The sequence below is a fragment of the Nonomuraea sp. NPDC049709 genome (assembly GCF_040674815.1).
Lineage (GTDB): Bacteria > Actinomycetota > Actinomycetes > Streptosporangiales > Streptosporangiaceae > Nonomuraea.
In genome coordinates this window covers 115,738-137,716 of sequence record NZ_JBFANM010000017.1, presented here as the reverse complement: position 1 = coordinate 137,716, position 21,979 = coordinate 115,738, and the positions used below count along the sequence as shown (strand labels likewise).

20 protein-coding genes and 1 tRNA gene are annotated in these 21,979 nt (G+C 68.7%); 12 read left to right on the top strand and 9 right to left on the bottom strand.

What is annotated here, in order from left to right:
• Window positions 1-172: 172 nt before the first annotated feature.
• Both AB0J69_RS19215 and polA read right to left on the bottom strand, forming a co-directional pair.
• Window positions 173-1,264 carry a polysaccharide deacetylase family protein gene (locus AB0J69_RS19215; protein ID WP_364118573.1) on the bottom strand — a complete coding sequence of 364 codons (1,092 nt, stop codon included), beginning with the start codon at window positions 1,262-1,264 and terminating at the stop codon, window positions 173-175.
• A gap of 70 nt (window positions 1,265-1,334) precedes the next feature.
• Window positions 1,335-4,025 (bottom strand): DNA polymerase I, encoded by a 2,691-nt coding sequence (gene polA, locus AB0J69_RS19210; protein ID WP_364118572.1) that lies wholly within the window; start codon window positions 4,023-4,025, stop codon window positions 1,335-1,337.
• Between the two features lie 131 nt (window positions 4,026-4,156).
• On the opposite strand from polA, the gene AB0J69_RS19205 reads away from it, so the two are divergent.
• The 6 genes from AB0J69_RS19205 to AB0J69_RS19180 all read left to right on the top strand — a co-directional run bounded on the left by AB0J69_RS19205 (window position 4,157) and on the right by AB0J69_RS19180 (window position 9,406).
• Window positions 4,157-4,501 carry a hotdog fold thioesterase gene (locus AB0J69_RS19205; protein ID WP_364118663.1) on the top strand — a complete coding sequence of 115 codons (345 nt, stop codon included), beginning with the start codon at window positions 4,157-4,159 and terminating at the stop codon, window positions 4,499-4,501.
• 557 nt (window positions 4,502-5,058) lie between these two features.
• A complete protein-coding gene (locus AB0J69_RS19200; protein ID WP_364118571.1) occupies window positions 5,059-6,219 on the top strand; it encodes a branched-chain amino acid ABC transporter permease in 1,161 nt (386 codons plus the stop codon).
• An 11-nt stretch (window positions 6,220-6,230) separates the two neighbouring features.
• Entirely contained in the window at window positions 6,231-7,217 is a 987-nt protein-coding gene (locus AB0J69_RS19195; RefSeq protein ID WP_364118569.1) for a branched-chain amino acid ABC transporter permease, read from the top strand.
• Window positions 7,218-7,266: 49 nt separating this feature from the next.
• The gene (locus tag AB0J69_RS19190; protein WP_364118662.1) at window positions 7,267-8,142 is read left to right on the top strand and encodes an ABC transporter ATP-binding protein; all 876 of its coding nucleotides are present in this window, start codon (window positions 7,267-7,269) and stop codon (window positions 8,140-8,142) included.
• A 44-nt stretch (window positions 8,143-8,186) separates the two neighbouring features.
• Window positions 8,187-8,942, top strand: a complete 756-nt coding sequence (locus AB0J69_RS19185) for an ABC transporter ATP-binding protein (protein ID WP_364118660.1) — start codon at window positions 8,187-8,189, stop codon at window positions 8,940-8,942.
• Window positions 8,943-9,004: 62 nt separating this feature from the next.
• A complete protein-coding gene (locus AB0J69_RS19180) occupies window positions 9,005-9,406 on the top strand; it encodes a hypothetical protein (protein WP_364118567.1) in 402 nt (133 codons plus the stop codon).
• 62 nt (window positions 9,407-9,468) lie between these two features.
• Here the strand turns inward: AB0J69_RS19180 and AB0J69_RS19175 are convergent, their stop codons facing one another.
• Window positions 9,469-10,764, bottom strand: a complete 1,296-nt coding sequence (locus AB0J69_RS19175; protein ID WP_364118566.1) for an ABC transporter substrate-binding protein — start codon at window positions 10,762-10,764, stop codon at window positions 9,469-9,471.
• A 365-nt stretch (window positions 10,765-11,129) separates the two neighbouring features.
• On the opposite strand from AB0J69_RS19175, the gene AB0J69_RS19170 reads away from it, so the two are divergent.
• Window positions 11,130-11,819 (top strand): hypothetical protein, encoded by a 690-nt coding sequence (locus AB0J69_RS19170; RefSeq protein WP_364118564.1) that lies wholly within the window; start codon window positions 11,130-11,132, stop codon window positions 11,817-11,819.
• Window positions 11,820-11,825: 6 nt separating this feature from the next.
• Here the strand turns inward: AB0J69_RS19170 and AB0J69_RS19165 are convergent, their stop codons facing one another.
• From AB0J69_RS19165 to AB0J69_RS19155, 3 genes are all read right to left on the bottom strand, one after another.
• Complete coding sequence (locus tag AB0J69_RS19165) at window positions 11,826-13,130, bottom strand: ABC transporter substrate-binding protein (protein ID WP_364118562.1); 1,305 nt, start codon at window positions 13,128-13,130, stop codon at window positions 11,826-11,828.
• A gap of 310 nt (window positions 13,131-13,440) precedes the next feature.
• On the bottom strand, window positions 13,441-14,745 hold the full coding sequence (locus AB0J69_RS19160) for an ABC transporter substrate-binding protein (protein ID WP_364118560.1): 1,305 nt from the start codon (window positions 14,743-14,745) through the stop codon (window positions 13,441-13,443).
• A gap of 153 nt (window positions 14,746-14,898) precedes the next feature.
• The gene (locus AB0J69_RS19155) at window positions 14,899-15,483 is read right to left on the bottom strand and encodes a response regulator (RefSeq protein WP_364118559.1); all 585 of its coding nucleotides are present in this window, start codon (window positions 15,481-15,483) and stop codon (window positions 14,899-14,901) included.
• A 117-nt stretch (window positions 15,484-15,600) separates the two neighbouring features.
• On the opposite strand from AB0J69_RS19155, the gene AB0J69_RS19150 reads away from it, so the two are divergent.
• Both AB0J69_RS19150 and AB0J69_RS19145 read left to right on the top strand, forming a co-directional pair.
• Window positions 15,601-15,675: transfer RNA gene (locus AB0J69_RS19150), tRNA-Leu, on the top strand.
• A 61-nt stretch (window positions 15,676-15,736) separates the two neighbouring features.
• The gene (locus AB0J69_RS19145) at window positions 15,737-16,504 is read left to right on the top strand and encodes a helix-turn-helix domain-containing protein (RefSeq protein ID WP_364118557.1); all 768 of its coding nucleotides are present in this window, start codon (window positions 15,737-15,739) and stop codon (window positions 16,502-16,504) included.
• An 18-nt stretch (window positions 16,505-16,522) separates the two neighbouring features.
• On the opposite strand, the gene AB0J69_RS19140 is transcribed toward AB0J69_RS19145, so the two are convergent.
• Window positions 16,523-17,254: an SDR family oxidoreductase gene (locus AB0J69_RS19140; RefSeq protein ID WP_364118555.1), complete on the bottom strand. Its 732-nt coding sequence runs from the start codon at window positions 17,252-17,254 to the stop codon at window positions 16,523-16,525.
• Window positions 17,255-17,325: 71 nt separating this feature from the next.
• Here AB0J69_RS19140 and AB0J69_RS19135 point away from each other — a divergent pair, with 71 nt between their 5' ends.
• The 3 genes from AB0J69_RS19135 to dapD all read left to right on the top strand — a co-directional run bounded on the left by AB0J69_RS19135 (window position 17,326) and on the right by dapD (window position 19,808).
• Window positions 17,326-18,159, top strand: coding sequence for a LysR family transcriptional regulator (locus AB0J69_RS19135; protein WP_364118553.1), 834 nt, complete (start codon window positions 17,326-17,328; stop codon window positions 18,157-18,159).
• Between the two features lie 236 nt (window positions 18,160-18,395).
• Window positions 18,396-18,818, top strand: coding sequence for a pyridoxamine 5'-phosphate oxidase family protein (locus tag AB0J69_RS19130; protein ID WP_364118551.1), 423 nt, complete (start codon window positions 18,396-18,398; stop codon window positions 18,816-18,818).
• A gap of 24 nt (window positions 18,819-18,842) precedes the next feature.
• A complete protein-coding gene (gene dapD / locus AB0J69_RS19125) occupies window positions 18,843-19,808 on the top strand; it encodes a 2,3,4,5-tetrahydropyridine-2,6-dicarboxylate N-succinyltransferase (protein WP_364118550.1) in 966 nt (321 codons plus the stop codon).
• A 313-nt stretch (window positions 19,809-20,121) separates the two neighbouring features.
• Here the strand turns inward: dapD and pyk are convergent, their stop codons facing one another.
• Window positions 20,122-21,552, bottom strand: a complete 1,431-nt coding sequence (pyk, locus tag AB0J69_RS19120) for a pyruvate kinase (RefSeq protein ID WP_364118548.1) — start codon at window positions 21,550-21,552, stop codon at window positions 20,122-20,124.
• A 35-nt stretch (window positions 21,553-21,587) separates the two neighbouring features.
• The gene (locus tag AB0J69_RS19115; RefSeq protein ID WP_364118547.1) at window positions 21,588-21,938 is read right to left on the bottom strand and encodes a DUF2784 domain-containing protein; all 351 of its coding nucleotides are present in this window, start codon (window positions 21,936-21,938) and stop codon (window positions 21,588-21,590) included.
• Window positions 21,939-21,979: the final 41 nt, after the last annotated feature.

Genomic DNA, 21,979 nt, shown 5'->3' with positions numbered 1-21,979 from the left:
CGGACAGGATGTCGATGTGGCGGATGCGCGGCAGGCCCTCTTCCGCATCAAGCCGAGGAATTACGACATCGACGTGACCGAGCGCGAGCCCGCTCCGTCTGAGGCGCGCGCGAGCCCACAGCGCAGCGATCAGCATATGAGACCTTCGCCACGGGGTCAATCCGGGGAGAAGTTAATAGGCGATGACCTGGAGCCCTCGCTTGGCGGCGATATTACCTCGAAGTTCCTCCGGCATGGAGATCCGCTCCGGGTCGCCGTCGCTGACGTAGCGCTCACCAGGATGCTTGTCCAGCCACTCCAGCCAGTATTGGGAGCACCACTTGCGGCACTCGCCCTTCTTGCCGTTGCTCTGGATGCGCTGGATCGCTCCCCGGTCGAACTTTTTCGCGTAGGGCGAAAGAGACGGCTCGGCTCCGGCGAGGAACACGCCGGAGAAATCATACCTTGTGCCGTCCCAGGAGCCGGTCCTGGCGGCCTTCTTCGGGCGGGGCAGCGACCCGTACGGCAGGGCCATCGTCTCGGAGGGCGGCGCGCCGAGCTTCTTCAGCAGCCGCTCGGTCCGGACGATCTGCTCCCCCACCCGCTTGCGCTTGAGCATGCGCAGGTTCGGGTGGCTCCAGGTGTGGTTGGCGACCTCGTAGCCGTGATCGACCAGCCACCGTACGGCGACCGCCTGGGACTCATGGTCACGCAGCCCGAACGGCTCCTTGTTGACCCAGAACGTGGCCACCGGCCGGAAGCCCGGATGCCGGGAGGCCACCTCCTGGATCACGCCCACGGCCGTGTCGGGCAGGGGGTTGCCGCTCGCGTCCAGCCCGAAGTGGCTGGGGTGCCCGTCGTCGAACGTCAGCACGACCGGGAACTTCCCCGCCGGCACCCGGATGTCGCCCCTGACGAACTCCCTGGCGGTGATCGGCACGTAGCCCCGCTCGGCCAGCCTCTCCAGCTCCTTCCTGAGCTGGTCCGGCGTCCGGTCGAGGGAGGCGAGCCGCTTGCGCAGGATGCGGTGGTACATCAGCACCGGCACCAGGCCCGCCTCGTTGGCGCGCACCTGCCGGGCGAACTCGGGCGTGGCCACGACCCCGGGCGGCTGCCCGACCGGGGCCAGGGACGGCGCGGGGCTGCTCTCGACCGTGCCCGCGGCCTTCGGCACGGCATGCGGCCGGGGCGGGCCGGGTAAGAGGCTCAGGCCGATGATGGCGACCGTGATCACCACGATGTTCGCGATGCCGATGATCCGCGTGAGGGACGCTGGTATCCGCACAGAACTCCCGGCCGCTCGGTGAAACCAGGTTCACAGGCTAGTGCAGAACCCCCCGAAACGGCCTGTCGTGTCAGTGACCCGCGTCCTCCCAGGTGCGCCCCACGCCCACGGAGACCTCCAGGGGCACCCGCAGCTGGTAGGCGGCGTTCATCTGGTCGCACACGAGCTGGGTGAGCCGCTCCAGCTCGCCCGGCGCCACCTCGAAGACCAGCTCGTCGTGGACCTGCAGCAGCATCCTGGAGGTCAGCCCCTCCTCGCCGAGCGCCTGGCGGACGTTGAGCATGGCGACCTTGATGATGTCGGCGGCCGAGCCCTGGATCGGGGCGTTGAGCGCCATCCGCTCGGCCATCTCCCGCCGCTGGCGGTTGTCGCTGGTCAGGTCGGGCAGGTAGCGGCGGCGGCCCATGATCGTCTCGGTGTAGCCGTCGGTGCGGGCCTGGGAGACGATGGCGTGCAGGAAGTCGCGCACGCCGCCGAACTCCTGGAAGTATTCCTCCTTCAGCGCCCGCGCCTCGGCCACCGGGATGTTGAGCTGCCCGGCCAGTCCGAAGTCGGACAGGCCGTAGGCCAGGCCGTAGTTCATCGCCTTGATGCGGGCCCGCAGCTCGCCGTCGATCTGCTCGGGCGGCAGGTCGAACACCCGCGCGGCGGTGGCCTGGTGGAAGTCGTGACCCGACTCGAACGCCTCGATCAGCGACTCGTCGCCCGACAGGTGGGCCATGATGCGCAGCTCGATCTGGCTGTAGTCGGCCGTCAGCAGCGTCTCGTAGCCCTCGCCGACCACGAAGCCCTGCCGGATGCGGCGGCCCTCGGCGGTGCGGATCGGGATGTTCTGCAGGTTGGGCTTCTCCGACGACAGCCGGCCCGTGGCGGCGATGATCTGGTTGAACGTGGTGTGGATGCGCCCGTCGTCGGCGATCTCCTTGATCAGGCCCTCGACGGTGGTGCGCAGCTTCTGCTGGTCGCGGTGACGCAGCATGATCGTGGGCAGCTCGTGCTCGGTCTGGGTGGCCAGCCAGGCGAGCTGGTCGGCGTCGGTGCTCCAGCCGGTCTTGATCTTCTTCGTCTTGGGCAGGTTGAGCCGGACGAAGAGGATCTCCTGCAGCTGCTTGGGCGAGCCCAGGTTGAACTGCTCGCCGACCGCGCGGTGGGCCTCCTCCACGGCGTGCTTGACCGCTGCCCCGAACTCGGCCTCCAGGCCCGCGAAGTATTCGCTGTCGACGGCGATGCCGGCCCGCTCCAGCTCGGCCAGCACCGACAGCAGCGGCAGCTCCACGTCGGCCAGGAGCTGGGTGCCGCCGCGCCCGGCCAGGAAGGCCTCCAGGGACTCGGCCAGCTCGCGCACGGCGTGGGCGCGCAGCGCGAGGTCCTTGGCCGGGGCGTCCTCGTCGTCGCCGAACAGGGCGGCCTGCCCGTTGGGCTCCTCCTCGGCACGCAGGTCGCGGTGGAGGTAGCGCCGGGCGAGGTCTTCGAGGGCGAAGGTGCGCTGGCCCGGCATCGCCAGGTAGGCGGCCAGGGCGGTGTCGCAGCTCAGGCCGCGCAGCTCCATGCCCTGCGCCCAGAGGGCCAGGATGGGCCCCTTGGCGTCGTGGACGGCCTTGGGCCTGGTGTCGTCGCCCAGCCAGGCCCGCAGGGCCGCCTCGTCGGCCTCGGTGAGCTTGACGGGGTCGATGTGGGCGGCGGTGCCGTCGGGCGAGGCGATGGCGATGGCGTCGATGCGGCCGGTGCCGCTGCCGTAGGCGCCCTTGAAGGCGAGCCCGGCGCGGCCCTCGGGCAGCGCCGACAGCCAGCCGGCCACCCGGTCGGGGCCGAGCAGCACGGTCTCGACCTCGAAGCCCTGCTCCGGCTCCTGCTCGCCGGTGCCGAGCACCTTGAACACCCGCTCGCGCAGCTCGCCGCGGATCTGCAGGGTGTCGAACAGCTTGTTGATCTCCTCGCGCTCCCAGGTGCCCTGCTGGAGGTCGCCGAGATCGACGTCGAGGGGGACGTCGCGGAGCAGCTGGGTGAGCCGGCGGTTCATCAGCACCTGGGCGACGTGCTCGCGCAGCTTGTCGCCGACCTTCCCCTTGACCTCGTCGACCCGGTCGACGAGGGCGGTCAGGGAGCCGAACTCGCGCACCCACTTGGCCGCGGTCTTCTCCCCCACGCTGGGGATGCTGAGCAGGTTGTCGCTGGGGTCGCCGCGCAGGGCGGCGAAGTCGGGGTATTGCGCCGGGGTCAGGCCGTATTTCTCCTCGACCGCCTCGGGCGTGAACCGGGTCATGTCGCTGATGCCGCGCCGTGTCATCAGGACGGTGACGTGCTCGTTGACCAGTTGCAGCGCGTCGCGGTCGCCGGTGACGATCAGGACGTTCATCCCCTGCTCGTCGGCGCGGGTGGCCAGGGTGGCGATGAGGTCGTCGGCCTCGAAGCCCGCCTTGGACAGGCGCGGGATGCGCAGCGTGTCGAGCAGCTCGAAGATGAGCTGCATCTGGCCGCGGAAGTCCTCCGGGGTCTCGCTCCTGTTGGCCTTGTAGTCGGCGTATTCCTCATGGCGGAACGTCGGCTCCGACCGGTCGAAGGCCACTGCCACGTGCGTCGGCTGCTCGTCGCGCAAAATGTTGGTCAGCATCGAGGTGAACCCGTAGACCGCCTCGGTGTGCTGACCGTCGGTGGTCATCAGGTTGGCGTCCTTGAGCGCGTAGAACGCGCGATAAGCCAGGGAATGCCCGTCAAGCAGCAGCAGGCACGGGCGGCTGGGGGTCACTTCACTCTTCGGCACGTACGCAGCCTAGTCTGCGTCAGCGACAGAAAACCTGAGCTCGGAAGAGTGGAGGCGTCCCTTTGACGCAGACCAATCCTATAGACGCGTCCCTGTTCGGCGAACTGCACAAGAACACGCTCGCCGACCGGATGGGCATCGAGTTCCTCGAGGCCGGGCCCGAAAGGGTCGTGGGCCGCATGCCGGTCGAGGGCAACACGCAGCCGTACGGGCTGCTGCACGGCGGAGCCTCGGTGGTGCTCGCCGAGACGCTGGGATCGGTGGGCGCGGCCATCCACGCCGGGCCGGACCGGATCGCCGTGGGCATCGAGATCAACGCCACCCACCACCGCTCGGCGACCTCGGGGTACGTCACGGGCGTCGCGACCAGGTCTCATGGCGGCCGCACCCTGGCGACGTACGAGATCGAGATCACCGACGAGGAGGGGCGGCGGGTGTGCACCTCACGCCTCACCTGCATGCTGCGCGACCGCTGACCCTTCCGTCACTTTCGGGGACCCTTTGCGCAGCGCCCCCGCGGGTCGCTACGGTTGTCCGAACAGAGCCCGCGGGGAGGCCCAGTAGAAAACGTGTTCGGCCCCACGTATGCGCGGTGTTCCCGTGTACGGCCGGGGAAGCCCTACATGGCCCCAAAGGCCGTCCCCGCGGGCTCGTCCAGCGTTTTCCGGAGATCGTTACCGATCCGTTCCCTCGGAACGCCAGGCGTCTAGCCTGATTTAGCCCCTGACCAGGGTCGTTGTTTCCTCACATGAGTGACACGCACATGTCACTAATTGGTGACGAACGATACTGAACCGGGCGTCGCCAGAATAAGCTCCCGCCATTGCATCCCAGTTGTGCCTGCGATGCGCGCGTGTCGAGAAGGAGGGGCACAACCCCGCCTTGACCTACTTGAGGAGCACCATTGCGCAGAGCCGTGATCGCGTTCACGGCCTTCCTGGGTGGACTCATCTTCCTGCTGGCAGGCCCCGCTCACGCGGGTCCCGCCGACTGCCAGGGATTGAGGGGAACACTCAAACTCCAAGGCCAGCCAGTGAACGGCGCCAAAATCGCCGTGACCACCGAGGGCGGACAACCCGTCAAGGAGGTCACAAGTAACGCACAGGGCACGTGGGACGTCCAGGTCGACAATCCAGGTAAGTTCAAGGTCACCCTGGATGTCAGCACCCTTCCGCAGAATGCCGAAGTGCGCGGCGGCAACAACGTCCGCACCCCGACCGTGTACGAGGGCAACTGCTCCACGGTCCTCTTCGCCCTGCAGCCCAAGGCGGCCCCCGGCCAGGCCCAGGAGGACACCAGCGGCCAGACCACGTTCTGGGAGCAGGCCGCCCAGCTGACCTTCGAGGGCGTCAACCTCGGCCTGATCATCGCCCTGGGCGCGCTCGGCCTGTCGCTCATCTACGGGACGACCGGCCTGACCAACTTCGCCCACGGTGAGCTGATCACGCTGGGCGCGGTGATCGCCTATGCCTTCAACGTCGGATTCGGCATCCAGCTCATCCCGGCCGCGATCATCGCCGTCATAGTGGCGGGCGCGCTGGGATACGGCCAGGACCGCCTGTTCTGGGGCCAGTTGCGCAAGCGCGGCACCGGCACGATCGCCATGATGATCATCTCGATCGGCCTGGCGATCCTCCTGCGCAACCTCATCCAGTTCTTCTTCGGCGCGCAGAACGAGAGCTTCGTCGACTACAACACCCAGGCCGGCATCACGGTCGGCCCGATCAGCGCCGCACCGAAGAACTTCTGGGCGATCGGCATCGAGCTCTTCGTCCTCGTCGTCGTGGGCATCGCCCTGATGAAGACCCGCACCGGCAAGGCGGCGCGGGCGGTGGCCGACAACCCGGCCCTCGCGGCCTCCTCCGGCATCAACGTCGACCGGGTCATCCGCATCATCTGGGCCGCGGGCTCCGCGATCGCCGCGCTGGCGGGCATCATGCTCGGCCTGTCGCAGTCGCTGAAGTTCACCATGGGCCAGGACATCCTGCTGCTCATCTTCGCGGGTGTCACGCTCGGCGGGCTCGGCACGGCCTTCGGGGCCCTGGTCGGCTCGCTCGTGGTGGGCATCTTCATCCAGGTGTCCACCCTGTGGGTGCCGCCGGAGCTGAAGTCCGTCGGGGCGCTGGCCGTGCTGATCATCGTGCTTCTCTTCCGGCCGCAGGGCATCCTGGGCCGCCGCGAGCGGATCGGGTGACGGGGGTAACCATGGACTGGCTCACGATTCTCACCACCACCGTCCACGCCGCCATCGGCTGGGAGACCGTGGTGTACGGCCTGGCCGCGATCGGCGTCAACATCCACTTCGGCTACACCGGCCTGCTCAACTTCGGCCAGGCGGCGTTCATGGCCGTGGCCGGGTACGGCCTGGCCGTCGCGGTCACCGTCCTGAACCTGCCGTTCTGGATCGGCATCCTGGTCGGCCTGGGGGCCGTGGTGGTGCTGGCGCTCCTGCTGGGCCTCCCGACGCTGCAACTGCGCGCCGACTATCTGGCGATCGTCACCATCGCCGCGGCCGAGATCGTCCGGCTCGTCTTCCGCTCGGTGTACTTCAAGGACACCTTCGGCGGCTCGGACGGCCGGCGCGGCTTCAACGGCGACTTCTACGCGATGAACCCCTACCCGACCGGCCACTACGGCATCGGCCCGTTCGGCTTCGACGAGCGCGTGATGTGGTTCCTCACGGTCGGCTGGGCCGTCCTGCTGCTCAGCTGCGCCGTGGTCTACCTGCTGATGAAGAGCCCGTGGGGCCGCGTGCTCAAGGCCATCCGCGAGGACGAGGACGCCGTGCGCGCCCTGGGCAAGAACGTCTTCTCCTACAAGATGCAGTCGCTGCTCCTGGGCGGCGTCATCGGCTCCTTCGGCGGCTTCTTCTACGGCCTCTACAACGGCGCCGTGCAGCCCGACGTGTTCGGCACCGAGATGACGTTCTTCGCCTACACCATCGTCATCCTCGGCGGCGCGGCCCGCGTCTTCGGGCCGGTCGTCGGCGCGATGATCTTCTGGGTGCTGTTCGTCTTCGTCGGCAACACGCTCGCGGAGCTCGTGGCCCACGGGTACATCCCCTTCATGACCAGCATCCAGGTGGGCCCGATCAGGTACGCCCTGGTTGGACTAGGCTTCATCCTGTTGCTAGTCATCCGGCCACAGGGCATCTTCGGGGACAAGAGGGAGATCGCCATCGATGCGCGATGACACGCTGACCACCAGCCCCAAGGCCACGGCGCTGGCCGCGTTCAAGGACATGCCGCGCGAGCCGGGCGTGCCCAAGCCGGACCCGATCCTCGTCGTGGACAAGGTCGTCCGCCGCTTCGGCGGCCTGACCGCCGTCGACGTGGACCACGTCGAGATCCAGCGCGGCTCCATCACCGCGCTGATCGGCCCCAACGGGGCGGGCAAGACCACGTTCTTCAACCAGCTCACCGGGTTCGACACGGCCGACGCCGGCTCGTGGTCGTTCAACGGGCGCTCCATGAACGGCGTGCCCGCGCACAAGGTCGTCAGGAACGGCATGGTGCGCACCTTCCAGCTCACCAAGGCGCTGTCCCGGCTGACCGTGCTGGAGAACATGCGCCTGGGCGCCCAGAAGCAGAAGGGCGAGACCTTCTGGCGGGCCCTCGTGCCCGGCTTCTGGCGCGGCCAGGAGGACGAGATCACCGAGCGGGCCGAGGAGCTGCTCGTTCGCTTCAAGCTCGACGCCAAGCGCGACGACTTCGCCGGGTCGCTGTCCGGCGGCCAGCGCAAGCTGCTCGAGATGGCCCGCGCGCTCATGGTCCAGCCCGAGCTCGTCATGCTCGACGAGCCCATGGCCGGCGTGAACCCGGCGCTGACGCAGTCGCTGCTCGGCCACGTCAAGGACCTGCGCGAGCAGGGCATGACGGTGCTGTTCGTGGAGCACGACATGGACATGGTCCGCGACATCAGCGACTGGGTGATCGTCATGGCGCAGGGCGCGGTCATCGCCGAGGGCCCGCCCTCGACGATCATGTCGGACGAGCGCGTGATCGACGCCTACCTGGGCGCCCACCACGACGCGCCGCTGTCCGAGAGCGAGCTGGAGGCCCAGCTACACGAGGCCGAGGCGGCTCTGGAGGCCGAGATCGAAGAGGAGACGAAGTGAACGCCGAAGAGCCGGCCCAGTCACCCGAGCTGTCCCAGGCCGCCATCACCGACCGCAGCGCCCACCTGGAGGGCGCCGAGAGCGCGGTGCTGCGGTGCGACGAGCTGATCGCGGGCTACCTGCCGGGCGTGAACATCCTCAACGGCTCCGACCTGTACGTGAAGGAAGGCGAGCTGATCGGCATCATCGGCCCCAACGGCGCCGGTAAGTCGACCCTGCTCAAGGCCATGTTCGGGCTGGTCAACATCCGCAGCGGCACCGTCCTGCTCAAGGGCGAGAACATCACGAACATGAAGGCCCACTCGCTGGTCTCACGTGGCGTCGGCTACGTGCCCCAGACGAACAACGTCTTCCCCAGCCTCACCATCGAGGAGAACCTCGAGATGGGCGCCTTCCAGGTGCCGGGGAAGTTCAAGGAGCGCTTCGAGTTCGTGGCCGAGCTGTTCCCCGCGCTCAAGGAGCGGCGCAAGCAGCGCGCCGGCTCCCTGTCCGGCGGTGAGCGGCAGATGGTGGCGATGGCCAGGGCCCTCATGACCGAGCCCTCGGTGCTGCTGCTGGACGAGCCGTCGGCCGGCCTGTCGCCGAAGCTGCAGGACCTGGTGTTCATCCAGGCCCAGCAGATCAACAAGGCCGGCGTGACCGTGATCATGGTGGAGCAGAACGCGCGGCGCTGCCTGCAGATCTGCCACCGCGGCTACGTCCTCGACCAGGGGCGCAACGCCTACACCGGCACCGGGCAGCAGCTCGCCAACGACCCCAAGGTCATCGAGCTCTACCTCGGGACGCTCGCGAGGGCCTGACGGGACGAGCGAGACGGGGAAGGGGCTCCCACGGGGCCCCTTCCCCGTTTTCAATGAGCGTTGTGAAACGTTTGGCGACAGTCGCGCTCATCCTGCCCGTCCTGCTCGTCGGCTGCCAGGACGACACGTCCTCGGCGGAGCAGTACAGCACCGGTGGCGACCCCACCGACAGCCCGTGCGCCCGCGTGGTCTCCTCCATCGGGTACGCGGGCCTCATGCTGGAGCCGAAGGGCCAGGAGGAGCGGCAGAACTTCGAGGATGCCCTCATCGGCCGCCTGGCTGAGGTACGCGGCATCACACTGCAGTTCGGTCCCCGGCTGCCCGCCTCGCTCAGCAGGGCCGTAGAGACCGTCAGGAGGACCACCGCGGGGCTGTCCAGGAACGACGTGCCACGGGAGCGGCAGGTGGCGCTGCTGAAGCAGTACCGGGTGGCGGCCGACCAGATCGTGGCCGGGTGCGAATAGCGCCGGGCAACAGCAAGGGCCCGGTCGGGATGACCGGGCCCTTCCCACGCTACGGGCGATGATCAGCCGGCGATGTTGCCGGTGCGGTACTCGAGCGCCTTGGTGGCGTACTTGTTGTCGTCGCCGTACTGGTAGATGCCGATGGTGGCGACGGCCGGGTCACCGGCCTCGTTGAACTCGACCGGGCCGCTGACGCCCTCGTAGTCGATGTCCTTGCCGGCCTTCAGCAGGTCAACGCACTCCTTGAAGCTCTTGCACTTCTCGCCGCCCTTGCTGACCTCCATCAGCTTGGTCGCGACGTCGGTGCCCGCGTCGCTCTTGGCGGCCTCGGCGGCCAGGGCGATCAGGTTGGCGGCGTCGTAGGACTCGGGGGCGTAGCTGAAGTCCTCGAGCTTGGGGTTGACCTCGAGGAGCTTCTTCTGGAAGTCCTCCGGAGCGGCAGCGCCGGGGATGGTGCCCTTGACGCCTTCCAGGGTGCCCTTGGGCATCTTCACGTAGTTCGTGTTGGACGTGTTGCCGTCCACCATGTACCACTTGTGCTTGCTGGCCGGCATGCCCTGCTTGACCAGCTCCTGCACGACCTTGGCAGTCTCCTCGAAGCCGATGAGGACGATGCCCTTGGGGTTCTTGGCCTTGATCTTGGCGACGTCGGCGGAGAAGTCGGCCGCCTTCGGGTCGTAGTCGACGCGCTCGACGACTTCGGCGCCACCGTCGGTGACGGTCTTCTGGACCTGGTCGGCCAGGCCGGTGCCGTAGGAGTCCTGCATCGCCATGATGCCGACCGTGTCGTTGCCGTCGGCCACGATCAGGTCACCGAGCACGCGGCCCTGCAGCTTGTCCGGCGGGGACGTACGGAAGTACAGGCCCTGGTCGGCGATGGTGGTGAACTTGTCGGAGGTGTTGGCCGGCGAGAAGTGCACCACGCCCGCACCAGTGATCTTGTCGATCACCGACTCCGACACCGACGAGGAGGCGGCGCCGATGATGGCGTCGGCCTTCTGCGCCAGCAGCTTGTCCACCGACTGCGAGGCGATGTTGGTGGTGGTGTCACCCGAGTCCGTGTCGATCTTCGTCACGGGCTTGCCGAGCACGCCGCCGGCCTCGTTGATCTCCTTGAGAGCGAGATCCACACCCGCGAACTCGGGCGGGCCGAGGAATGCCAGCGAACCGGTCTGGGGCAGCAGCGTGCCGAGGGTGAGCGTGCCGTCCCCCTTGGCCGCGGGCGCGGATGACGCCGGCGCGGCAGTCTGGGACGTCTGCGTGGCGGTGTCGCCGCCGCCACCACCGCAGGCTGTCAGGGCGAGGCTCGTGGCAGCCACGACAGCCAGCGCCCGCCCCACGGGAGCAATGCGGATCATGAAGTGTCTCCTTCATTCCAGGCCGGGATCCGTCAGCACCGCCGAGCGTTCCCGATCGAATGACGGAAACGTACAAAACTGCAGCATGTTCCAACCAGATGCGCTGGGGAACTGTCGGCACTTGGATGCGGAGTCGTAATCACTCCTCAACTTACGGGACCTGCGCAAGGACACTTAATGTGCGACGGGTGAAGCGCATTACGCTCCCTCTCGCGATCGCCGTCCTTCTCGCCGGGTGCGGTTCACCGGAGCCGGCCTCCCCGCCGCCCGCCGCACCGACCGCCGCACCGATCACTGGGCCACCTGCGGGAGTCTCCGTCTCACTGGCGCAATGGCGTTCCGACGAGCCGGTGCACGCGCTCCAAGTGGCTGTCCGAAATACTAGTGAAACGCCTGTTTATTTCGCCGACGTCCAGCTTGTCACGCCGTCATTCAAGACGCTGCCGGCGCGGCGGGCCGGCGCCGTCATCGGCAAGACCGAGCGCACGGACCTGCCCATCCCGTACGGCGCCGCCAACTGCTCCCCCCAGGGCCTGCCCGAGGTCCAGCCCGCCACCGTCGTGGCGCACGTCCGCACCGGCTCCGAGCAGCCGCGCAAGGTGGTCTTCGAGGTGCCGCACCCCGACCCGCTGCTGGCCAGGCTGCTGCGCGACGAATGCTCGGAGTTCCTCATCAAGCAGGCCGCGACCATCGAGTTCGGCCCCGACTGGCGGGAGTCGGGCAAGGTCATGCGGGGCGACCTGGTGGTCACCCGGCGCGGGCAGGGGACGGTCACCCTGAACGACATCGGCGGCACCACCCACTACATCGCGACCGCGAAGAGCAAGCCGCTGGGGGTGCTGGAGGCCGGGTCGCAGCGGCTGGAGGTGCCCGTCGAGCTCACCCCCGGCCGCTGCGACCCGCACGCGTTCGCCGAGGCCAAGAAGGCCTTCCTGTTCCCCGTACGGGCCGCCATCGACGGGGGCGAGGAGCGCGTGGTGATCGTGACGCCGCCCAAGCCGGTGCAGGACCGCCTCATCGACTACGCGCTGCGGGCCTGCGGGCTGGGCGGCTGAGGCGGATCAGCCCTCGATCTTGCCGGTGCGGTACTCCAGCGCCTTGCCGGGGTACTTGTTGTCGTCGGCGTACTCGTAGACGCCGATCGTCGCCACGGCCGGGTCACCCGCGTCGTTGAACTCGATCGGGCCGCTGATGCCGTCGTAGTCGATGTCCTTGCCGGCCTTCAGCAGGTCGACGCACTCCTTGAAGGTCTTGCACTTCTCGCCGCCCTTGCTCACCTCGGGCAGCTTGGCGGCGATGGACCTGCCGGTGTCGTCCTTGGCGGCCTCGGCGGCCAGGGCGATCAGGTTCGCGGCGTCGTACGACTCGGCGGCGTAGGTGAAGTCGTCGAGCTTGGGGTTGAGCGCGACGAGCTTCTTCCTGAACTCGTCCGGCGCCTCGGCACCCGGGATGGTGCCCTTGACGCCCTTGAGCGTGCCCTTGGGCATCTTCAGGTAGTTGGTGTTCGACATGTTGCCGTCCACCATGTACCACTTCACCTTGTCGGCGCCCAGGCCCTGCTTGACCAGCTCGGCCACGACCTTGGAGGTCTCCTCGAAGCCGACCAGCACGATCGCCTTCGGGTTCTTGGCCTTGATCTTGGCGACGTCGGCGGAGAACTCGGCCGCCTTCGGGTCGTAGTCCACCCGCTCCACGACGCTCGCGCCGGCCTCCTCGGCCGTCTTGGTGATCTGGTCGGCCAGGCCGGAGCCGTACGAGTCCTGCATCGCCATGATGCCGATCGTGTCGTTGCCGTCGGCCACGATCAAGTCACCGAGCACGCGGCCCTGCAGCTTGTCCGGCGGCGCGGTACGGAAGTACAGGCCCTGGTCGGCGATCGTGCTGAACTTGTCGGAGGTGTTGGCCGGCGAGAACTGCACCAGGCCCGCACCCGTCACCTTGTCGATGATCGACTCCGACACCGACGAGGAGGCGGCGCCGACGATGGCGTCGGCCTTCTGCGCCACCAGCTTGTCCACCGACTGCGAGGCGATGTTGGTGGTCGTGTCGCCCGAGTCGGTGTGGATCGTGGCGACCGGCTTGCCGAGCACGCCTCCGGCCTCGTTGATCTCCTTGACGGCCTGGTCGACGCCGGCGAACTCGGGCGGGCCGAGGAACGCCAGCGAACCGGTCTGGGGCAGCACCGTACCGAGGGTCAGCGTGCCGTCCCCCTTCGCCGCCGGCGCCGACGAGGCCGCGGTCGACGGCGCCGCGGAGCTGGGCTGCTGCTCGGCGGTGTCGCCACCGCCGCCGCCACACGCCGTCAGTGCCAGGCTCGCCGCGGCCGCGACGGCCAGAATGCGCCCCGTTGGAGCAATGCGGTTCATATAAGAGACTCCCCCTATCGCAGCGAAGGAACGATCACCTTCGCCGGGTTTTCCGAGCTCAGCATGCCTGTCCGGCGACGTCGGGGGGAGTTCTTACGCGGCTTTTATGCTGATTCGTAATGTCCCAAACACCCATAGTAATGGCATGTTTCATGAGAGTTACGGACACCCCCTGATATGAGATGCCCTGATCCGAAATTTCCGGATCAGGGCATGAACGAGATGGTCCGCCGGGTTCAGCCGGTTCAGCGTGCTCGGCAGCTCAGTGGCTCGGCGGCTCAGTGGCTCGGCGGCTCAGCGGCTCGGCGGCTCAGCCGGCGATGTTGCCTTTGCGATATTCGATCGCCTTGGCGGCGTTGAACCGGTTGTCGGCGCCGTACTGATAGACACCGATCGTCGCGACCGACGGGTCACCCACGTCATTGAAGTCCACCGGGCCGCTGACACCCTCGTAGTCGATGTCCTCGCCGGCCTTGAGCAGGTCGACGCACTCCTTGAAGCCGGTGCACTTCTCGCCGCCCTTGCTCACCTCGGCCAGCTTCCCGGCGATCGAGGCGCCCGAGTCGTCCTTGGCCGACTCCGCCGCCAGCGCGATGAGCGTCACGGCGTCGTACGACTCCGCCGCGTAGGTGTACTCGGCCAGCTCCGGGTCGACCGTCAGCAGCCGCTTCTGGAACGCCTCCGGCGCCGCCGCCCCCGGCAGCGTGCCCTTGACGCCCTCCAGCGTGCCCTTCGGCGCCCTGGCGAAGTTGGTGTTCGACATGTTGCCGTCCACCATGTACCACTTGTGCTTGTCGCTCGTCAGGCCCTGCTTGACCAGCTCCTGCACGACCTTCGCCGTCTCCTCGAACCCGATCAGCACGATCCCCTTCGGGTTCGCGGACTTGATCTTGGCGACGTCGGCCGAGAAGTCGGCCGCCTTCGGGTCGTAGTCCACCCGCTGCACGACCGTCGCGCCGCCCGCCTCGGCCGTCTCGCTCACCTGGTCCGCCAGGCCGGAACCGTAGGAGTCCTGCATGGCCAGGATCCCGATGGTGTCGTTGCCATCGGAGACCACCAGGTCACCCAAGACCCGCCCCTGCAGCTTGTCCGGCGGCGCGGTACGGAAGTAGAGCCCACGGTCATTGATCGTGGTGAACTTGTCGGAGGTGTTGGCCGGCGAGAACTGCACGACCCCCGCCCCCGTGATCTTGTCGATCACCGACTCCGACACCGACGACGAGGCCGCCCCCACGATCGCGTCCATCTTCTGCGCCAGCAGCTTGTCCACCGACTGTGAGGCGATGTTCGTGGTCGTGTCACCCGAGTCCGTGTCGACCTTCGTGACCGGCTTGCCCAGCACCCCGCCGGCCTCGTTGATCTCCTTGAGCGCCAGGTTGACGCCCCCGAACATGGGCGGGCCCAGGTACGCGAGCGAGCCCGTCTGCGGCAGCACCGTACCGATGGCCAGTGTGCCGTCCCCCCGGGGACCGGCCGAGGAGGGCATCACGGAAGCCGAGCCCGTGGCCTCGGGCCCCGCGGTCGTGCCGCCGCCGGAGGAGCAGCCGGCCAGCGCCAGGCACACCGCGGCGACCAGTGCCGGGGCGGAGAGCGGGGCGCGCGAATTGCGGATCATCGAAAGCGTCTCCGTTCGTAACGAGCGGACCTTCCGTCCGCCCATCAGTTACGCGCCGGGACGCCGCCCCGCGAAAGCACCCGAAGCCGGTTGGATGCCCAGTCGTGACCGCACCACAACCCAACGGGTCAAATCACCTGATATAGGGCTTTTTCAGGATCGCTCCGCCGTGTCATCTATAACGATCTGAGCAACCTCACGCATGCTCAGCCGCCGATCCATCGACGCCTTCTGGATCCACCGGAACGCCTGCGGCTCGCTCCAGCCGTGCTGCGCCATCAGCTGCCCCTTGGCCCGCTCCACCAGCTTCCTGGTCTCCAGCCGCTCCGACAGGCTCGACACCTCGGCCGCCAGCGCCACCATCTCCTCGTGCCGGCTGACCGCCATCTCGATCGCCGGCACCAGATCCGCCTTCGTGAACGGCTTGACCAGGTAGGCCATCGCCCCCGCGTCCCTCGCCCGCTCCACCAGATCCCGCTGGGAGAAGGCGGTCAGAATGAGGCAGGGGGCGATCCGCTCGGACACGATCCGCTCGGCCGCCGAGATGCCGTCGAGCACGGGCATCTTCACGTCCAGGATGACGAGATCGGGCCTCAGCTCGGCGGCCAGCCGGATCGCCTGCTCACCGTCACCGGCCTCGCCCACGACGACGTAGCCGTCCTCCTGGAGCATCTCCTTGAGGTCGAGGCGGATCAGGGCCTCGTCTTCCGCGATCACTACTCGCCGCTGCGTACTCACGAGCAGAAGAGTACAGACGTCCGGTAGATTAGATCCACGCCGGATCTGCGTGGCCCCAGGTTGAGCTAAGCTTCTGGCTGCGTGATACGGGTGAATTCGGGATTTGTCCGGATTCCGGCCCCGGTACCCCAATTGGCATGAGGGAGCGGATTCAAAACCCGTACAGTGTGGGTTCGAGTCCCACCCGGGGCACCGACAACCGCCCGGCCTACGGCTGGGCGGTTTTGTCGTACCCCGGTGTCACACTCTCCGCATGTATGATCTCGCCGTACGTGACCGGGCGCTCAGGCTACTGGCTTCGGGGCTGAGCCTCAGCGAGGCGAGCCGCCAGACCGGGGTTCACCGATCCACTGTCCGCGCGTGGCGGGACAGGCCTGGTCGCTCACCGATGACCGGCACCTGCCCTCGCTGCACCGAGGTGCCGCACGCCCCCGAGCCGCCGGACGCCTACGCCTACCTCCTGGGCCTCTATCTCGGCGACGGCTGCATCTGCTGGGTCGGCGATCAGGCCAAGCAGGTCTGGGCGCTGCGCATCGCATGCGCCGACAGGTGGCCGGGCCTCGTTCAGGAATGTGTCGAAGCCCTTCAGGCCGTCCGGCCGACCAACAAGGTCCGTGTCATCCAGAAGCGGGGCTGCAAGGATGTCAACTCCTACTCCAAGCACTGGCCGCACCTCTTCCCCCAGCACGGGCCCGGCAGGAAGCACAACCGCGCGATCGTGCTCCATGACTGGCAACGGGAGATCGTCACGGCTCATCCCGGGCCGTTGGTGAGAGGGCTCATGCACTCCGACGGCTATCGGGGGCTCAACCGTGTCCGGCACGACCTCTCCGGCGGAATCCGCTGGTACGAATATCCCCGTTACCTGTTCAAGAACGAATCCTCGGACATCCTCGCCCTCTGCGGCGAAGCGCTCGATCTCCTCGGTGTCGCCTGGCGGTTCAACAAGCGCAACGAGCTGTCCGTCGCCAGGCGGGAGGCCGTCGCGTTGCTCGACCGCTACGTCGGCCCCAAATACTGACCCGGGATCGCCCGGGAGCTACCAGGGCACCGTTCCGGCGTCGTCGAATAAGCCGCCCGTCGGGCCGTCCGGGCCGAGGGTGGCCAGTTCGATGATGATCGCGGCCCCGTCCGCCGCCGTGCGGGTGATGGAGAAGGGGAGGTCCTTGGTGAAGTCGGTGGCGCAGGCGCCGGGGGCGGCGGCGTTGACCAGGATGCCGTCCTTGTGGAGCTCCTTGGCGTACTGGACGGTCAGGGAGTTGAGCGCGGTCTTCGACGGCGGATAGGTCGCGGAGGCGGGCAGGCCGGACATGTAGTGGGCGGGGTCGGTGTGGTGGGTCAGGGAGCCGACGCCGCTGGAGACGTTCACGATGCGGGCCGCGGGTGAGCGTCTGAGGAGGGGGAGCATGGCGTTGGTGACGGTGAGGACGCCGATGACGTTCGTCTCGAAGACCTCGCGCATCGTGCGCGCGTCCGTGGCGCTGGGCTGCGGGCCTATGGGGCCGGAGATGCCGGCGTTGTTGACGAGCACGTCGAGGCGGGTGAGGGAGCCGGCGGCGGCCTGGACGGTGGCGGGGTCGGTGACGTCGAGGAGGATCGGGCGCACGTCGGCCCCGGTCGCGCGCAGGCGGTCGGCCGCCTCCTCGCCGCGGGCGCGGTCGCGGCAGCCGAGCAGGACGGTCATGCCCCGGGCCGCGAGCCCGGCGGCGACCTCGTACCCGATGCCCTTGTTCGCCCCGGTCACCAGGGCGGTGGTGGTGTTTTCGGTCATGTCAGGAAGCACATCATCGGGTCCGGGCCGCGGGCCAACACCGGGTGGGTCATGGGCAATACCCTGGAGGTATGGAGACGCGCGAGCTGGCCTATTTCGCCGCCGTCGCGGAGGAGCTGCACTTCGGGCGGGCGGCCGCGCGGCTGGGCATGGCGCAGCCGCCGCTGTCCCGGGCGATCCAGCAGCTGGAGCGGCGGCTCGGGGTGCGGTTGTTCGACCGCTCCAGCCGTGGGGTGTCGCTGACGCCGGCGGGTGAGGTGCTGGCCCGGGAGGCGGCGAAGGTGCTCGACGCGGTGGCCGCGGCGACGGCGCGTACGCGGCGGGCCGGGCTGGCAGCGCCCCGGCTGGTGGTGGCGCTCAAGCCGGGCGGCGACGGGGGGCTGCTGCCGGACATCCTGACCGCCTACGGCTCCCATCCCGACGCGGTGGACGTGGAGCTGGCGCTGTGCGGGGTGGCGCAGCGGGCCCAGCTGGTCCGTGACGGCACGGCGGACGTGGCGTTCCTGCACGTTCCGTACGAGGACCTGACGGGGTTCGACAGCGAGCCGCTGCGGGTGGAGGGCACCGTGGCCGTCATGCCCGTGGGGCATCCGCTGGCGGGGCGGGCCTCCGTGTGCCTGGCCGACCTCGACGCCGACCCGACGCCCCGCTGGCCGGGGCGGCACCCGGAGGTCACCGATCCGGCGATGTTGATGCAGCTCGTGGCCTTGGGGAAGATGATCGTGGTGGCGCCGGAGTCGGTCAGGGGGCAGATACGGCGCGATCTGGCGTGCGTTCCGGTCCTGGACGCGGAGCCGACGACGGTGGTGCTGGCGTGGGCGGAGGAGACTCGGTCGCGAGCGCTGGCCGCGTTCGTGCGCACGGCGACGGAGGTGGCCGGGCGCCTGGCGCACGCGCCGGGGTGACCGAGGTGGCCGGGCGCCTCGCGCACGCGCCGGGGTGACCGAGGTGGCCGGGCGCCTCGCGCACGCGCCGGGGTGACCGAGGGGGCCGGCCGCCGCTGCCCTGCGCTCCGGGATGACGTCCGCCTGGCCGCCACTGCGGTCCTGGGGCCGGCGATGGATGGGGTGGGGGACTTTTCGGGATCGCTCCCACCGGGAATAGCCCGTTCAAGATCGATGAATACGGGGGGTGGGGCGGGATGCCGTTGAGCGTGGCGGTGCGGGAGGCGTTCCTGGCGGAGCCGCACATCGCGAGCCTGGCCGTGGAGGCGGGTGACGGGCGGGCGCCGCTGACGGTGCCCGTCTGGTACGACTACAGTCCCGGCGGCGAGATCCGGTTCCTGACGGACGGCGACTCGCTGAAGGCCAGGTTGATCTCGAAGGCCGGCCGGTTCTCGATGATGGTGCAGCGGGTCAGCCCGACCTACCGGTACGTCTCGGTGGAGGGGCCGCTCGTGCACTCCGGGCCGACGACGATGGAGGACCTGACCCGGATCTCGGCCCGCTACCTGCCGCCCGACGCCGTGTCGGGGTACGTCCAGGGCTCGGATCTGAACGTGCTCGTGACCTTCAGGATGCGGCCGGAACGCTGGCTCTCGGCCGACCTGGGCGCCCTCGGCTGACCTGCGAAACGGTATTTTTGGCCCGTGACTGCTATCGATCCCACTTCGACCGGCGCCGTCGGCACCGGCCTCGCGACCATCGCCGCCGACGGCACCGTACTCGACACCTGGTTCCCCGCCCCCGAGCTGGGCGACGCGCCCGAGTCGGGCACGCGGCGGCTGTCCACCGAGGAGGCCGGCGAGCTGGCCGAGCTGATCGGCCCCGACGCGGCGCGGGGCGTGGAGGTGGTGGCGGTGCGCACCGGCATCGCCAAGCTCTCCGAGCCGCCGGCCGACACGCATGACGTCTATCTGCGCCTGCACCTGATCTCCGCCCGCCTGGTCCGGCCGAACGGGGTCAACCTGGACGGGATCTTCGGCCTGCTGGCCAACGTGGTGTGGACCAACTTCGGGCCGTGCCCGGTGCCGGACTTCGAGCGTACGCGGCTGCGGCTGCGGGCGAAGGGGCCGGTGACGGTGTACGGGGTGGACAAGTTCCCGCGCATGGTCGACTACGTGCTGCCCTCGGGGGTACGGATCGCCGACGCCGACCGCGTACGGCTGGGGGCGCACCTGGCCGGCGGCACCACGGTCATGCACGAGGGGTTCGTGAACTTCAACGCGGGCACGCTCGGCGCGTCCATGGTCGAGGGCCGCATCTCGGCCGGTGTGGTCGTCGGCGACGGCTCCGACGTCGGAGGTGGCGCCTCGATCATGGGGACGCTGTCGGGCGGCGGCAAGCAGGTCATCTCGGTGGGCGAGCGCTGCCTGCTGGGCGCGAACTCGGGCCTGGGCATCTCGCTGGGCGACGACTGCGTGGTGGAGGCCGGTCTGTACGTGACGGCGGGCACCAAGGTCGCCCTGCCGGACGGCACGGTGGTCAAGGCGGCCGAGCTGTCGGGGTCGGACGGCATCCTGCTGCGGCGCAACTCGCAGTCGGGCGCGGTGGAGGCGGTGCCGCGCAAGGGTGGCGGCATCGAACTCAACGCCGCCCTGCACGCCAACGACTGACCTGGGCCGGTGCGGTGGCCGGGCCGTCTTCGGATCGCGTCAGGGGATCCTTCGCACCACGTCAGAGGCCCACAGTGCGCTCCGTAACGGCGCTGAGCCGGTGAAGGGTCAGCGACCGTTTCCTGGAGGGCCGTCAGCCGAAGTGCGGCGGGTGGCAGGCCACGGCGGAGCGTGAACGAGAAGGCCGCTGACGTCGGGTCAGCGGCCGTTTCCTGGAGGGCCAGCAGCCGAAGTGCGGCGAGTGGAAAGCCACGGCGCAGCGTGAACGGAAAGGCCGCTGACCTGGGTCAGCGGCCTCGGCGGCGGAGAAAGGTCAGTGCGCGTGGCTGACGGCGGAGCCGATGGTGTGGACGCGCAGGGCGTTGGTGGAGCCGGGGGTGCCGGGAGGGGAGCCGGCCACGATGACCACCTTGTCACCCTTCTCCAGCCTCCCCAGCGACAGCAGCGACGCCTCCACCTGCCGCACCATGTCGTCCGTGTGGTGCACGAACGGCACGTGGAACGTCTCCACCCCCCACGTCAGCGAGAGCTGCCCGCGCACGTGGGGCGCGGAGGTGAAGGCCAGCAGCGGGATCGGCGAGCGGTAGCGGGCCAGCCGCCGCGCCGTCTCCCCCGACATGGTGAACGCCACCAGCGCCTTGGCCCCCACGATCGCCCCGACCTCGGCCGCGGCACGGGCGATGGCGCCGCCGGTGGTCTCCGGCATGCGCTCCAGCGTGTGCGTGGCGTGCAGGGAGGCCTTCTCCGCGGCGCAGGCGATGCGGTCCATCGTGGAGACGGCCTCGATCGGGTAGTTGCCGACCGAGGTCTCGCCGGACAGCATGACCGCGTCGGCGCCGTCCATGACCGCGTAGGCCACGTCGGAGGCCTCGGCGCGGGTGGGGCGCGGGGAGTTCATCATCGAGTCGAGCATCTGGGTGGCGACGATGACCGGGCGGGCCTTCTCGCGGCACAGCTCGATGATGCGCCGCTGCACGATCGGGACCTGCTCCAGCGGCAGCTCGACGCCGAGGTCGCCGCGGGCCACCATGATGCCGTCGAAGGCCTCGACGATGTCAGGGAGGCGGTCGACGGCCTGCGGCTTCTCGATCTTGGCGAGCAGCGGGAGGCGTACGGCCTCCTGCTCCATGATGTTGCGCACCACGTCGGCGTCGGACGGGCGGCGGACGAACGACAGGGCGATCATGTCGAAGCCGGTGCGCAGCGCCCAGCGCAGGTCGGCCTCGTCCTTGTCGGTGAGCGCCGGGGCGCTGACGTTGATGCCCGGCAGGTTGAGGCCCTTGTTGTCGGAGATCATGCCGCCGATGACGACGCGGGTGATGACGCGGTCACCCTCGACGCGGGTGGCCTCAAGCACGAGGCGGCCGTCGTCGACCAGGATCGTGTCACCGGGGCGGACGTCGTTGGGCAGGCCCTTGTAGGTGGTGGAGACCTGCTCGCGGTCGCCCGGCACGTCTTCGGTGGTGATGGCGAAGACGTCACCGAAGCCCAGCCGGACGGGGCCTTCTTCGAAGGTGCCGACCCGGATCTTGGGACCTTGCAGGTCGGCGAGCACGCCTACGCCGCGGCCGAGGTCGGCCGCCACCTCCTTGACCCGGTCGTAGACCTCTCTGTGCATGTCATGATTGCCATGGCTGAGGTTGAACCGTGCCACGTCCATGCCTGCGGCGATCAACTCGCGGAGGCGTTCTTTGGAGGAAGTGGCGGGGCCTAGGGTGCAGACGATTTTCGCACGACGAGTCACGAGTCCTACCTTAATTGGTACAGACCACTTGGCAGTCATTGACGACGGAGAACGTACCCGGCGTAGGAGAACAGAACGAGAACGGCGACCCCCAGTCTCGCCAAGTTCGTGTACTGCTCCGGGTAGATCACGCCTTCGATGTAGTGGTCGATGAAGCCGCTTGCGGGCAGTGCCTCCTGTCCGGCGTGGCGGCGCGCCCAGTCCTCGACGAGGGTCAGCGGGCATTCGACGCCGGTCAGGATCGAGAGCACCCCCCATGCGGCGACTGCGAGGTGCGCCCAGATAGTACGCCGCCAGCGCCATGCGACGAACCCGCCCACGGCCATGTAGACGAGAAAGGTGAAGTGCACCACCATCGCGGCGTCCGCGAGAAGGCGATACATCATGACTTGACGGTAGGGAGCCGCAGCCCCGGCGTCCACACCTC